This window comes from Tamlana crocina (genome assembly GCF_012037625.1).
The window spans coordinates 27,992-42,576 of record NZ_JAAVJS010000020.1 but is presented as its reverse complement, the minus strand read 5'-3'; the positions used below and the strand labels follow the sequence as shown (position 1 = coordinate 42,576).

At 38.7% G+C, this 14,585-nt stretch carries 13 protein-coding genes; 8 read left to right on the top strand and 5 right to left on the bottom strand.

Translation table 11 applies throughout. The annotated features are described in order from the left end of the window. Positions 1-8: 8 nt before the first annotated feature. From HC176_RS13055 to HC176_RS13045, 3 genes are all read left to right on the top strand, one after another. Positions 9-1,289, top strand: a complete 1,281-nt coding sequence (locus tag HC176_RS13055; RefSeq protein ID WP_167918992.1) for an NAD(P)/FAD-dependent oxidoreductase — start codon at positions 9-11, stop codon at positions 1,287-1,289. Next, positions 1,289-1,750, top strand: coding sequence for a tRNA (cytidine(34)-2'-O)-methyltransferase (locus HC176_RS13050; RefSeq protein ID WP_167918990.1), 462 nt, complete (start codon positions 1,289-1,291; stop codon positions 1,748-1,750). Before HC176_RS13055 ends, HC176_RS13050 begins: the two co-directional genes overlap by 1 nt. A 162-nt stretch (positions 1,751-1,912) precedes the next feature. Beyond that, a complete protein-coding gene (locus tag HC176_RS13045; RefSeq protein WP_167918988.1) occupies positions 1,913-2,122 on the top strand; it encodes an EF-hand domain-containing protein in 210 nt (69 codons plus the stop codon). 52 nt (positions 2,123-2,174) lie between these two features. Here HC176_RS13045 and HC176_RS13040 read toward each other — a convergent pair whose 3' ends face one another. From HC176_RS13040 to HC176_RS13030, 3 genes are read right to left on the bottom strand one after another with little or no spacing between them, the layout of a single operon-like run. After that, the gene (locus tag HC176_RS13040) at positions 2,175-2,405 is read right to left on the bottom strand and encodes a VF530 family protein (RefSeq protein ID WP_167918986.1); all 231 of its coding nucleotides are present in this window, start codon (positions 2,403-2,405) and stop codon (positions 2,175-2,177) included. Next, on the bottom strand, positions 2,386-2,610 hold the full coding sequence (locus tag HC176_RS13035; RefSeq protein WP_167918984.1) for a DUF6500 family protein: 225 nt from the start codon (positions 2,608-2,610) through the stop codon (positions 2,386-2,388). The genes HC176_RS13040 and HC176_RS13035 overlap by 20 nt, the downstream gene beginning before the upstream one ends. A gap of 3 nt (positions 2,611-2,613) precedes the next feature. Then, a complete protein-coding gene (locus tag HC176_RS13030) occupies positions 2,614-3,882 on the bottom strand; it encodes a DEAD/DEAH box helicase (RefSeq protein WP_167918982.1) in 1,269 nt (422 codons plus the stop codon). Positions 3,883-4,210: 328 nt separating this feature from the next. Between HC176_RS13030 and HC176_RS13025 the strand changes: the two genes are divergently transcribed. Continuing rightward, complete coding sequence (locus tag HC176_RS13025) at positions 4,211-7,561, top strand: HNH endonuclease (protein ID WP_167918980.1); 3,351 nt, start codon at positions 4,211-4,213, stop codon at positions 7,559-7,561. Between the two features lie 293 nt (positions 7,562-7,854). Here HC176_RS13025 and HC176_RS13020 read toward each other — a convergent pair whose 3' ends face one another. After that, positions 7,855-8,583, bottom strand: a complete 729-nt coding sequence (locus tag HC176_RS13020) for a uracil-DNA glycosylase family protein (protein WP_245234895.1) — start codon at positions 8,581-8,583, stop codon at positions 7,855-7,857. 192 nt (positions 8,584-8,775) lie between these two features. On the opposite strand from HC176_RS13020, the gene HC176_RS13015 reads away from it, so the two are divergent. After that, positions 8,776-8,910 (top strand): 30S ribosomal protein THX, encoded by a 135-nt coding sequence (locus HC176_RS13015; RefSeq protein ID WP_167918978.1) that lies wholly within the window; start codon positions 8,776-8,778, stop codon positions 8,908-8,910. 239 nt (positions 8,911-9,149) lie between these two features. Here HC176_RS13015 and yaaA read toward each other — a convergent pair whose 3' ends face one another. Beyond that, the gene (gene yaaA, locus HC176_RS13010) at positions 9,150-9,908 is read right to left on the bottom strand and encodes a peroxide stress protein YaaA (RefSeq protein ID WP_167918976.1); all 759 of its coding nucleotides are present in this window, start codon (positions 9,906-9,908) and stop codon (positions 9,150-9,152) included. A 168-nt stretch (positions 9,909-10,076) separates the two neighbouring features. Here yaaA and trmD point away from each other — a divergent pair, with 168 nt between their 5' ends. The 3 genes from trmD (at position 10,077) to HC176_RS12995 (ending at position 14,473) form a co-directional block, all read left to right on the top strand. Further along, positions 10,077-10,754 carry a tRNA (guanosine(37)-N1)-methyltransferase TrmD gene (trmD, locus tag HC176_RS13005; protein WP_167918974.1) on the top strand — a complete coding sequence of 226 codons (678 nt, stop codon included), beginning with the start codon at positions 10,077-10,079 and terminating at the stop codon, positions 10,752-10,754. 292 nt (positions 10,755-11,046) lie between these two features. Continuing rightward, positions 11,047-11,397, top strand: coding sequence for a 50S ribosomal protein L19 (rplS, locus tag HC176_RS13000; protein ID WP_167918972.1), 351 nt, complete (start codon positions 11,047-11,049; stop codon positions 11,395-11,397). Between the two features lie 865 nt (positions 11,398-12,262). Further along, positions 12,263-14,473, top strand: coding sequence for an NADP-dependent isocitrate dehydrogenase (locus HC176_RS12995; RefSeq protein WP_209309713.1), 2,211 nt, complete (start codon positions 12,263-12,265; stop codon positions 14,471-14,473). Positions 14,474-14,585 lie beyond the last annotated feature (112 nt).

Sequence of the window (14,585 nt, the reverse complement as noted above, 5' to 3'; positions counted from 1 at the left end):
AAAATAGAATGACACCTCCAGAAAGAATTATAATCATTGGTGCTGGTTTTGCCGGTTTAAGACTTGCACAGGAATTGATAAACCACCCCAACTACGAAGTCTATCTTTTAGATAAACAAAACTACCATCAATTTCAACCGTTAATGTACCAAGTGGCTTCGGCAAGATTGGAACCCGCCAGTATTTCTTTTCCGCTTCGTAAAGTTTTTCAAAAGGCAAAAAACGTCCGGATTCGGATTACAAAAGTTTCCAAAATAAATTTGGAAGAAAAATTTATCAGTACACCTATCGGCGATTTTACTTATGACCATTTAGTGATTTCCATAGGTTGCACCACCAATTACTTCGGAAATAAAAATCTAAAAAAATTTGCCTACCCGATGAAAACCATTCCTGAAGCCATTCAATTGCGCAACAGGATTTTACAAACCTTTGAAGACGCCTTAAACACCACCGACCCCGAAAAACTTCAAACCTTATTGAATTTCGTTATTGTTGGTGGCGGCCCAACCGGTGTTGAACTAGCCGGAGCCTTGGCCGAAATGAAACGCAATATTTTACCAAAGGATTACCCCGATAAGGATTTTTCAAAACTAACCATATATCTTCTGGAAGGTACGCCAAACACCCTAAGCCCCATGAGTGATGGCTCTCAAAAAATGTCACAAAAATATTTAGAAGAGTTGGGCGTAGTGGTAAAAACCAGCACTTTAGTGAGCGATTATGATGGCTTCACGGTAACCCTAAATTCTGGCGAGACCATAAATTCAAAAAACGTGATTTGGGCTGCTGGTGTTACCGGAAACATCATTGAAGGTTTTCCAGAAAGTTGCATTACCAGAGGTAACAGACTCATTGTAAACCGGCACAGTCACGTAAGTGGGCTGAACCAAGTTTATGCTCTTGGCGACATTGCTTTTATGGAAACGCCCAACTACCCTACCGGACATCCGCAGGTGGCAGGTGTGGCCCTTCAACAAGCTTCGGTTTTAGCAAAAAATTTCAAAAACCTAAAAAAGGGCAAAACTCTAAAAAACTTTGAATATATTGATAAAGGCTCTATGGCTACCATTGGAAAACGAAAGGCCGTAGTCGATTTACCTAAATTAAGTTTTCAAGGCCGATTGGCCTGGTTTACCTGGATGTTTATTCACCTTATGCTTATTTTAAGCATTAAAAATAAACTGCTTATTTTCATGAATTGGATGATCAGTTATTTTAATAACGACAGTACTTTAAGGATTATAATGAAACCCGCAGCTGTAAAGGTTAAACCTAAAAAAGAGTAATGCCCTTAAACATTGTTTTAATTGAACCCGAAATACCCAATAATACTGGAAACATTGGTCGGTTAGCATTGGCTTCCGGTTCAAACTTGCACCTTGTAAAACCTTTTGGTTTTGAAATAAACGACACCCGGTTGAAACGTGCCGGATTAGATTATTGGCCGCATGTAAACATTACGTATTACGATAGTATCGCCGATTTTTTTGAAATCAATTCCGACAAAAAGATGGCGTTTCTCTCCAGCCATGGCACAAAAGACCATTGGAACATCCCTTTTGAAGACGATCTATTTTTAATCTTCGGAAAGGAATCTGTTGGGCTTCCAAAATCCATCACGGAAAAAAACGCTGATAAATTATTTAAAATCCCACTTTACAGTCCGCATATTAGAAGCCTGAATTTGGCCAATGCCGTGGGTATTGTGGTTTATGAAGGGTTGAAAAATATTTCTCATTCCCGTTAAACTATTTCACAAAAAAACAGTCTAAAACCCAAATAACTTAAATTGTTTTACACATGAAAAAAGCAACTTTAAAATTAGGCGTTTGGGCTTTGGTATTTATGTCTGGTTTAGCTACTTCTGAAGCACAGGAAAAGGAAAAAAAAAGCTCCAAACTTTGAAAAAATGTTAACCCGTTTTGATGCCGACAAAAGCGACTCCATTTCTTTAGACGAGTTTAAGTCTGCCAAAAGAAAACGCGAAGTACCTGCAGAACGCTTGGAAAAAATGTTCGCATCGCTTGATGGCGACTCTAACGGCGAAGTGACTCTAGAAGAACTTAAAGCCAACTGGGGTAAAGGCCGTGGTAAAGGAAAAGGCAAGAAAAGAGAGTAGTTTCTACTTTAAAGTATTTAAGACCCAACTGAAAATCGGGTCTTTTTTTGTGTCAATTTTTCTTCTTGTTTTTCAGCATATTTAAATACATGGCTTCCACTTTAGTACGTGCCCAAGGCGTTCGGCGTAAAAATTTCAAGCTCGATTTCACCGAAGGATTATCGTTAAAACACCTAATGTTTATGGTATAGCCCATATATTCCCAACCGTAATGCGTCACCAATTCGTTGATGATTTGTTCCAGTTTTACACCGTGCAACGGATTATTGGGTTGCGATTCCATTTACCAGATTTTTGATTTTTACGGCTTTTTCAAAATGGTCTAATTTATGTGTTTTAATCCACCACGTAGCGGCCTCCATCAGTAAGTCAGGATTATCGTTTTTGTTTTTAAAAAATGCGTAAAATGAAATGCCCACTTGTTCGCCTTTGGCAGCAATCTTTTTATCGCAAACCTCAATTATCTTATCTTTTAAAACCTGTCGCATGTTCTAATTTCGCTTATCGTTAGTACGTTTTGGGCGTCTGGAGTTTTTGCTTCTTCCCGAATTTCGGTTCGAATTACGTGGGTTTCTGTTATTCCTGTTCCGATTTTGTCCAGGTTTAATCGGTTCGGTAGAGGCATTGGGGTCGGGCTCAAAACCTTCCAGAATTTCAACTTCAATTTTTTCACCAATCAGTTTTTCAATATCACGCAAAAAGGTAGTTTCATCAGCACTCACCAACGAAATCGCTTGCCCGTCGGCACCTGCCCTACCCGTTCTTCCAATACGGTGCACGTAATCTTCGGGCACATTGGGCAACTCAAAATTAATAACGTGCGGCAACAACGGAATATCCAATCCGCGGGCCGCTATATCAGTAGCGACTAATACCCGCACACTGCCGTTTTTAAAATTGGAAAGCGCTTTGGTGCGTGCGCCCTGACTTTTATTCCCGTGAATGGCCGCAGCGCTTATGCCGGCAGCCATCATTTTTTTGCTCAGTTTATTGGCGCCGTGTTTGGTGCGGGTAAATACGAGCACCTGTTTCCAATTGCCATCGGAAATCAATTTAATAATCAATCCTGTTTTTAAGCCTTTGGCCACGCGATATACTTTTTGGCTAATCAGTTCGACGGTGGTGTTTTCGGGCGTGGCTTCCACTTGCACAGGCTGGTTTAATATACCGTGCGCCAGTTTTTTAATCTCTTTTGAAAAGGTGGCCGAAAACATTAAATTCTGTCGTTTTTCGGGCATCAGGTTAATGGTGCGTTCAATATCGCGCAAAAAGCCCATATCGAGCATGCGGTCGGCTTCGTCCAAAACAAAAATCTCAACACGTTTTAAAGATAGCAGCCCCTGACTTTGCAAATCGAGCAAGCGGCCCGGTGTGGCCACCAAGATATCAACACCTTTGCGTATTTGTGCCACCTGCGGCTTTTGATTTACACCGCCAAAAATAACCACGCTGCGCAGGTTTAAAAACGCACTGTACTCCTTAACATTGGCGTACACCTGTGCCGCCAGTTCGCGGGTGGGCGTTAAAATTAAAGCGCGAATGGGTCGATATTTTTCTTTTGGGTTTTCCGATAAAATATGTAGCAAAGGCAAGGTAAAACCAGCGGTTTTTCCGGTGCCGGTCTGTGCCGATGCCAATACATCCTTACCCTGTAATACGGGCGGAATGGCTTTTTGTTGAATGGGACTTGGGGTGGTGTATCCTTTTTGGTCCACCGCTTTTAATAAGGCTTCAGATAAGCCTAATGATTTGAATGACATATAATTTGTTTGAAAGCCCTTGGTGGGCGTTTTGAGATGATGACTTACAAATTAAATATCACCCCCTTTTTTGTTAAGCGGCAAATGTACGGTTAATTTATACAGCACTGGGATTTATTTTAAACCTCTTGATTTTGTAGAAAATTTCAACTACATTCGCTTGGCTACGGATATAAGTCATTTAGGAAACGACGCATATCCTTAAAGTTGGGCGTCATGCAAAAAGGCCGACACACATTTAAGCACATTTGGCTGCTCCAACGCACGGGCGACCGCTTTGGCAGCCAAAAGAGCTTAAATTTTGCCAACGCACGGACACACTTTTAAAATGGACGAAATAGTAAAGCGACTGACACCGAATAAGGAGACCATGAATTTGCTTTTTGCAAAATCAGGAAATGAATGTGCTTTTGAAGGCTGTAAAGAAAGACTGTTTATTAAAGAGCGTTTCGTTGCAGAAGTTTGCCATATTAAGGCAGCAATGCCTGGCGGACAAAGGTTTGACAAGAAACAAACCAACGAAGACAGACGCAAGCCCAAGAATTTAATTCTCCTATGCCGCAATCATCATAAAGAAACAGATGATGTAGACGAATATCCGGTAAAACGGCTTCTGGAAATAAAAAGAAAACACGAAGAGAGATTTTCAGGGAAGCCTCAAAAATTGACAGAGGAGAATTACCAAAGCATTGTTCAGGTTCTTAAAGGGCAGATACAAGATAAATTATTAGAAATAGAAAGATTATTGACAAGGGTTCATTATTTGAAACCTGTCGGCAAGTTCTTTGAAAAAGACGACAATAAATTTCTACCCTCATTAAGCCTTTTTCAGGATAGGCTTTTTTATCAAACAGCAGAGGATTTCAAACTTACCAAAACGTTTTACGAATTCTTTAAATCAAACAAGTCCAATATCGGCTTATTGACTGCTTTCCCCACCAACGGCAAAACAACCTTTGCTTTAAATCTATCCGAAGAACTATCCAAAAATGAAAAATTCGAATCATATTATCTTGAGATGTCACCGGATTTGCCAACAAAGGAAATCCACATTGAGCTGTCTATCCTGAACAGGTTCAAAACATTTGTTGTACTGGATGACATTCATAAAAACCTTCCTCTTGCCACTGAAATCTATTCAAATTCAGAAGAATGGGAAAACCTAAGTTTCCTGTTCTTATCAAGAGTAATCAGTAAAGAAATTCAGGAAGATGAAAATGGTTTTAACCTCTACAAGGTAATTGGTTTAAAAGAGCTGCTGAAGAATCAAAACATTACTGCCAAGTTTCAGGGAATTGTAAATGCCTTTACTCAAAAGCACTCAATAACCAAGCCTGTTGGCGACCTAGATACTGTACTGAAAAATTGCAACCGTAATTTATTGAAGCTGCACTTAATGCTAAGATTATGGAAGGAGGAACCAAACTGTTCTCTTGCTGATATTAACGAGCGAGAATTCAATAAACGGCTGTTCAGGCATTATTTGAGTGGTTTATCAAGTATTGCGCTTGAAGGATTAACTGAAATCAGCAGTGTTTACTCATTAGGCATTGAATTTCATGTGCTATTTGATAACGCTTTTCGAGACAGAATTGAAGAAGCCGGTCTTATTTTCAATTCTAAATTAGAAAATAACTTATTCCGATTTGGTCACTCACAATTTGCTGACCTCATTTTGTGTTCCATCATTGAAAACAAGTCCTCCTTGGACGCAGATAGGTTTTACAAAAACAAAGACAGTTTTAAGCTGAAAGAGTTGTTTCAATATCTGCACAAGTTTCAAAGCGCAGATGAATTCAGCCTCAGATATCCGAAAAACCTACTCGATATTTATGCATCGCTTGCCCAACAGAAACAGAAACAACCGATTATCAGTTTGCTTGAGGACGAGTTCATTCAAAGGTCCACATTTATGTTCCTTGAGAACGAGCCTGTCGAATCTGGAATCATAAAGGAGTTTTACAAGCATCTTAGATTTAATTCAAAGCATCACTTTGAGCTATTCGCTCAAAAACACTTGCAGGTTTCAAGTTCATTTAAGAGTAAAATGCTTGAAAGCAATGACGGTTTTGAAGTTTTTACATACTTGCTAATCTCCTGTTACAAACTTGGTTTATCCAAGCAAGCCGGGCGTATTTCCAATGCGTTTACTGATTCGATTAAAGAAATGGCATTAAAGTCAAAGGTCAATTCCATCTCTTTATCAGTACGACTACTGAAAAATTATTATGAGCCTTTATCACAAAGAATATTGTCTTCACTTACGGCAGAAGAATGGGCATATAAACTATACGAATGTCCAATATTTATTGCATCCAATGCCTTGACGGAAATAAAGCGGCTCAATTCAAAACTGGCTTATGACATTTTCATGCTCATGGATACTGAACAGCTTGTCAATGAAATGAATTCCATACAGTTCTTTCGAATTGAAAAAATGCTCAGTGAATTCAAAGAGATTAACGACACTAAGACCAAGGAAATCTTTATAGCTTATAATAACAATCGGTTCCTATCTGCACTTAAAAAATGTCCAGCCTCCCAAATTGGAAAAGGATTAACCAGCCTAAATAAAATCGACCCAGAAAAAGTTCAGGCTGTTTTTGAACAATTGAAAAATGAGCACTTACTCGAAAAACTAAAAAAGGAATCTGTAAAAAACGCTTTTAGGATAATTGCTGAGTTATATAACGTATCAAAAGATAAGACAATTGACCTACTTCAAAACTATTTAGAAATTCCCGAATCAAGAGATGTAAGAGATGTTGTCGACTTTTTCAATATTGTGCATACCCTTGAAAATCTTGAATATCAAAACAGAGCTGAATATTTACAGAGTTTTGGAATCAAACAGCTAACCATGCTTCTGAATCAGGCTACTCCCCACAATTACGCCTCTGGTCTCAATGCAATAAAACTTTATGATAGTGAATTAGCAAAAAGATTATTCCATGAAACATCTATTGACATTGAACAAAACTCAATGACCTTCACGGCACTTGGTCCGATACTGTTAAAGTTGCGCAAGATTGACCATCCTCATACGCAGCAGCTTTTGAAGAAAGCAGATAGAAAGAAACTCATCCGAAAAGCGACAACTAATAATCTAAACTTCGCTCAGGTAGTTAAAACGCTTGAAGAACTGAAAAACGTAGACAGAGACCAGACAACGGAAATTTTAAGCCTGTTATGTAAGGAAAAAAGCTTCATGTCAAAAGTATACAGGCTGACAATGGATGTTCTCATTAATTCAGTTATCAGCATTCAAAGAATCCATGACCCTTCTGCTAAGGAGGTATTTGAATCGTATATACAGAAACATGGAAATTCAGTTACACAACAAAAAATTAGTTTCCTCAAGTTCTGTCATGCCTTGAATAAACTAAACAAGGTTCATCCAAAACTTGCCAATCAACTCTTGGACAAATTCTACAATAATCTTAAGGGACAGCTTAAGGGCTTAAAGTTTCATGAATTGACAACAGGACTCAGTGACTTAGGCAATGTATCTAAGGAAAAAGCACGTGACCTCTTAGCAGAGTGTGCTGACGATTATTTACTTGAAAAAGCTCAAATGACTAAACAACCCCTTCTGAACAATGCTTTGGGAGAGTTGGGAAAAATAGACACCGAAAGACATAGACGACTAAAAAAGACAATGAATATGGCAAAGGCATAAAGCACACCTATTTGCAAGCCGCACTGGCAAGGCTGAAACCAAAGCTTGCAAAAAAGTGTGCTTTGCCGCCAGAAAAATAAAAAGCACGAACGCCCAACAATGGCTATAAATAATGCGGGCTTTTGTGGTTAAGGAAAGCTTCTACCCTGTCCATCCGCCAAAACAAGTTTTGACGTCTTCTTTTTTGGTAATTTAAGCCACAAAACTTGGTTTGGCTCACATCGTGCGCAGATTGAAAACTATCGCATTTCAATCCCCGCACTATTCATAGCCGAGCCGTTAAGCGAACCACTTCAAAAAAACTCCCGATACTGCATCACCCGAAAATCGAAGGTATTAAAATCGGGGTTTTTGGCTTTTAATTGTTTGTAAAGCGGCAATCGGCTAATGGAAATATTGGCGGCACCGGAGCCCGAGGTTAGGGATACGGTTTTTATTATTCGGTTGGTTTCAACAGATTCCCGCGCTCCGCTCGGAATGACGAAACTATGTATTCGAGGTACTTCGTTACAGACCAATTTCAGTTTTAATCCGTATGCTTTTAAATGCTTTCTAAAAAAATATTCGGGACCGTTTTTGCTGTTTCCGCCAGTAAATAAAATGGTATCGATGTTGGGGTATTGTTGCAAATAGCCTAGCACATTTCGCAGTTTAATGTTTTTCATGCCCAAATCGGAGGCATCGATTTTTTCGCGTTCGCAGCTTGCCACGATATCGCACACGCCAATTTGGTGTTTTATTAAAAAGGCTTTACGCTGCTGTACGGCTTCTTCGGAATTATCAAAACGTAAATTGAGGTTATGGATTTTATCTATAAACAGCCAAAGCGAATTGTAATAGCTGCCGTAACAAAAATCGACATCCTTTTCCAGCAAATCGCCCGTGGAGAAACGTGGTGGCGGCAAAGTGCCCACAATGAGCTTCGTGGTATCTTCTTTTATAAACGGTGGATATGGATGCTTATGTAAAAACAGAAATTTGAATTTTAGTTTTGAATTTGTTATATTTTGACGACACGACATTTATTAATTGTTCGTCAGTTCGAGTGATTTTGAGATCCGAAAAATCGTATCGAGAACCATTTAAAGATAAAATTCTTTTCTCGATAGCTCCACTGAGCGGAGCCGAAGTGCAAATTTCACTCATTCTGTCGTGAAATTCACTCGAACTGACGAATTTTATCAATATACGCAATACCTTAAAAACAACAAACAATGGGAAAAGGAGACAAAAAAACAAAACGCGGCAAAATATACCGCGGCACGTTTGGAAAAAGAAGACCGAGAATTAAAAAGAAACCTTCGGTGGAAAGCCAAATTAATGTGGGCAACAAGGCGACGCCTAAATAATTAAACCATTTTAATAGTCATTTGCCATAGACCTGAACTGTCACCCTGAGCGCAGTCGAAGGGTTCTGGTTCTCATACTAATTTACAACTCAAAAAATGTGATTCTGAAACAATCCCGATAGCTATCGGGACGAGTGAAGGAAACTTTAAAAAATGAACTCTTATTTATGAGATTGCTTCGAAATAAAAATTTCTCGCAATGACGCTCCGCTCCGGCTTTTAACACAGATTTATTGGGTTCATCTAATAAAAACCAAATCGTTATCTTTAGACATGGGCTCGCTAAAACTATAGCCTTGGTAATTGAAGCCTTTTAAATCGTCGACGGTTTGGGCATTGGTATCTACAATATATCTGGCCATTAAGCCTCGTGCTTCTTTGGCAAAAAATGAAATCACCTTATACTCGCCATTTTTTAAATCTTTAAAGTTGGCCGTTACCACAGGAACTTTTAATGCTTTTTTATCGACAGCCTTAAAATATTCGTTACTGGCCAGGTTTAAGAACAATTCGTCGTCTTCCAACTCCTCGTTAAGCGCTTTGGTGATGTCTTTTTTCCAGAATTCATAAAGATTTTTTTTCGCCCCAACCGGCATTTTTGTGCCCATTTCCAAACGGTACGGCTGGATTAAATCGGTAGGCTTTAACAAACCGTATAGCCCAGACAGGATACGCACGGTGTTTTGAAGCTTGTCTGTTTTTTCTTCCGGAATAGTGTAGGCATCCAAACCTTTGTAAACATCGCCGCTAAAGGCATAAACGGCCGGACGGGCATTATCGGTAGTAAACGGCAATTCCCACGATTGGTTGCGCTCGTAATTGAGTTGGCCCAAAGCATCGGATATGCTCATGAGTTTCGACAAGCTTTTGGCCGATTTCTTTTTAAGCAGTTTATTCAAGCGTTCCGATTGCTTTAAAAACTGGGCTTCTGTATGTTTTTCGGTGGGCAATTTACTTTCAAAATCCAACGACTTGGCTGGCGATAATACTAGTTTCATAGTGGTATTGTTCTCTTTTTCGTTTCGACTCGTTTAACTAATTTCAAATTTACGATTAGTATTGAATTTCTAAATTGTAAAATCCATTTTATTTCCAATACAGCCATAAATTGAATTTATTAAAATGTCTACGATTTAAATTATCTTTGCAGCGCTTAAAGAATTTGTATGCGCATTGATATTATTACGGTATTACCCGAGTTACTAAAGAGTCCGTTTGAGGCTTCCATTTTAAAACGTGCCATTGAAGCTGGTTTGGTGGAAGTGCATTTCCATAATTTACGGGATTACACGACCGATAATTACAAATCTATTGACGACACCCAATTTGGCGGTGGTGCCGGCATGGTAATGATGGTAGAGCCGATTGACAAATGCATAACCGCGCTTAAAGCGGAACGGGATTACGACGAGGTGATTTACATGACTCCCGATGGCGAAACCCTAAAACAGGGCATTGCCAACCAGATATCACTAAAGGAAAACATTATTATTTTATGCGGACATTACAAAGGCGTGGACCAACGGGTGCGCGACCATTTTATAACCCGCGAAATTTCCATTGGCGATTATGTGCTATCGGGCGGCGAATTGGGCGCGGCCGTGTTGTGCGACGCGGTAATCCGTTTGATTCCTGGTGTTTTGGGCAACGAGACTTCCGCCCTAACGGATTCGTTTCAGGATAATTTATTGGCTCCGCCCATTTACACGAAACCCCGGGAATACAAAGGTTGGAAAGTACCCGAGCTGTTGTTTAGCGGCAATTTACCCGAAATTGAAAAGTGGCGCGAAGAGCAGGCCTATTTAAGAACCAAGGAACGTCGGCCGGATTTGTTGGAGGATTAATTTTAACCATGTTAAGGATTGAACGATTCGACTGCGCTCAACGCAGGCTAATTGTTTGAGCTCGCCGACGAAGGAGGCAGCGAGTAGTGAAAGCCTGACTTTTTGCACCCTTAAAACCTATAAGTTTAGCGGCAAAACATCATGCAAAAAGGAACATCCAAAAAGAGAAAAAACTTTTTACTTTTTACTTTAAACTATTAACTTTTTAATTATCTTTGCAGCCAATTTCGGGTTAACCTCTGGCGAGAATCGTGAATGTTGTTCTGAATTAACCACTTATAATTTTAAAGATATGGAATCTTTAGTAAAGTTTGTACAAGACGAATTTGTAACAAAAAAGGAATTGCCTGAGTTTTCGGCAGGAGACACTATAACGGTGTATTACGAAATTAAGGAAGGTAACAAGACACGTACCCAGTTTTTTAGAGGTACCGTAATACAAAGAAGAGGTTCTGGAACTTCAGAAACTTTTACAATTAGAAAAATGTCTGGATCTATTGGTGTAGAGCGTATCTTCCCAGTAAACTTACCCGCATTGCAAAAAATTGAAGTTAACAAACGTGGTAAAGTACGTAGAGCTAGAATCTTCTACTTTAGAGGTCTTACTGGTAAAAAAGCCAGAATTAAAGAAGCTAGACGCTAATAAAATAATACCGAGACTACTGGTATTTAAAAGCCTTGGATGTTCCAAGGCTTTTTTTATTAACAAATGTTAATAACCTGTGTTTATAGTTGGTTGAAAACTATAAGGTATAAATGTTTGGTTTTTAAGTACTTAATCCGTATCTTAGTAGAAGAAATAATGACAATCTTTGCAAAAAGTTTGGTTTCGTCTCAACAGCGAATTTGCATGATATTCTAAATAAGGTAACGTTCTTATAAAAATTGTTTTTTGAGGTGATTTAAAAACTACGTGTATGCGTAGGAACATTTAAACACCATGATATCTTAAATAGAACAGTATGTGCAGGCAGACTGCAACTAATAAGATTGAAAGCTTAAAAAGCAATACAAAGCGAAAGTTTTTATTGTAATGCAAGCAATGCTATTGATTTTTTTAACGCGAAAGCGAAAAAAACAATTAATAGTATCAAGAAAAACAATTTACGGAAACATCAAGTAATAGGTCAATACATTTTGAAAATTACTAAATGTTTCTTTGAAATAACAACACTTGAACCGAAAGATTTGAATGAAAATTTTGAGTTTGATAGTAGAAATACTAAAAGGTCACGTTAAGTTATTTCAAGAAAGCCATGTCAGAATAGATTTAAATCTATCGTGATATGGCTTTTGTTTTTTTATACATTTCCTTTATTCTTTAAAAAATTCTTACTCTGCCCGCTCTTTTTTGGCATTATCGCAAATCTGTAAACTCCAATATTTTAGTTAATCGTTTAAACAGGTTTAACACTCATTTTTTTGTATATTCGCAACGCTAAAAACGAAACGCCTTTTTATTTTGTGTTTTTGGCCTTTTAATAATTCTAAAACTATAAATCACAGGAATGTCTAAAATTATTTATACAAAAACCGACGAAGCTCCAGCTTTAGCTACAAAATCGTTACTCCCTATCGTAAAAGCATTTGTTAAATCTTCTGGTATTGATATCGAAACCAAAGACATTTCTTTGGCGGCAAGAATTTTAGCAACCTTTCCAGATTTTTTAACTGCAGACCAACAGGTTCCGGACGATTTAGCTATACTTGGCGAATTGGCAAAACAACCAGAAGCCAATATTGTAAAATTACCAAATATTAGTGCATCGGTACCTCAGCTCATGGCTGCTATTTCAGAATTACAGGCTTTGGGATACAAATTACCAAACTACCCAGACGAGCCAAAAACAGATGCTGAAAAAGATATTAAATCGCGTTACGATAAAATAAAAGGTAGTGCCGTAAACCCGGTGTTGCGTGAAGGAAACTCAGATCGTCGTGCTCCGAAAGCGGTAAAAAACTTTGCTAAAAACAACCCGCACAGTATGGGTGAATGGAGTTCAGATTCTAAGTCGCACGTAGCCACAATGGAATCTGGCGATTTCGCACACAACGAAAAATCGTTGACCTTAGCTGCCGCAACAAACATAAAAATAGTTCATGTTGATGGCCAAGGGAATGAAAACGTACTAAAACCTGCCTTCCCTATTCAAGAAGGCGAAATTATAGATGGCTCGGTAATGAGCAAAAAAGCTTTGGTTAGCTTTTTACAGGATCAAGTAAAAGATGCCAAAGCTAATGGCACCTTGTTTTCGCTTCATATGAAAGCTACCATGATGAAGGTATCAGACCCTATTATTTTCGGACATGCCGTAAAAGTATTTTTTGCTGATATTTTTGATAAATACGCTGATGTCTTTGAACAAATTGGTGTTGAGGAAAACAATGGTTTAGGAAACGTTTTGGCTAAAGTGAATGAACTTCCTGCCAACAAAAAAGACGAGATTTTAAAAGCTATTGAATCGGCCATAGAAAACGGTCCGGATTTAGCCATGGTAAATTCAGATAAAGGCATTACCAACCTTCACGTACCTAGTGATGTAATTATTGATGCTTCTATGCCAGCCATGATCCGTAACTCGGGGCAAATGTGGAATGCCGAAGGTAAATCGCAAGATACCAAGGCTGTAATTCCAGATAGCAGCTACGCCGGTGTTTACACCGCTACGATAGATTTCTGTAAAGCCAATGGTGCTTTCGACCCGACTACCATGGGTACGGTTCCTAACGTTGGACTAATGGCTCAAAAAGCGGAAGAATATGGTTCGCACGACAAAACATTCGAAATTGAAGCTAACGGCACCGTAAAAGTGATTGACGACTTAGGCAACACTTTAATGGAACACAGCGTTGAAGCTGGCGATATTTGGAGAATGTGCCAAACTAAAGATGCCCCTATCCAAGACTGGGTAAAATTGGCCGTTACAAGAGCAAGAGCTTCAGAAACGCCTGCTATATTTTGGTTGAATGAAGACCGCGCACACGATGCCGAGTTAATCAAAAAAGTAAACACATACTTAAAAGATCACGATACTACTGGTTTAGATTTAAGAATCCTTTCTCCTATTGATGCTACTATTTTTACTTGTGAAAGATTAAAAGCTGGGAAAGATACTATTTCGGTAACTGGAAACGTATTGCGTGATTACTTAACAGACCTCTTCCCTATTTTAGAAGTAGGAACCAGTGCAAAAATGTTATCAATCGTTCCTTTAATGAATGGCGGTGGGTTGTTTGAAACTGGTGCTGGTGGTTCTGCTCCAAAGCACGTTCAACAATTGGTGGAAGAAAACCACTTACGCTGGGATTCTTTAGGTGAATTTTTAGCACTTGCCGTTTCATTGGAGCATTTCAGTGAAGTAAACAACAATGCCAAGGCTAAAATTTTAGGTGAAACTTTAGATGATGCCACAAGTAAATTGTTGGAAAACAGAAAAGGACCATCTAGAAAAGCTGGTGAACTGGATAACCGTGGTAGCCATTTCTACCTAGCTTTATATTGGGCACAAGAGTTGGCCAACCAAAATAAAGATGAGGCGTTAAAAGCCGAATTTGCACCAATAGCGGAGCAATTGGCCAAAAACGAAGATATTATTGTAAAAGAATTGAATGACATACAAGGCAAACCTGCAGATATTGGTGGGTATTACGAACCAAGTGAAACTTTGGTAAACGAAGTAATGCGCCCAAGCAAAACCTTCAATGCCATTATAGCCTAATATTACTTTTTTGTTAAAGTATTCCAAAAGCCCCTTTTTAAGGGGCTTTTTTTTATTTTTATGTAAATTTTAAAATACCATTCCTCAAAACTATTCAATCAAGAAAAAGAAA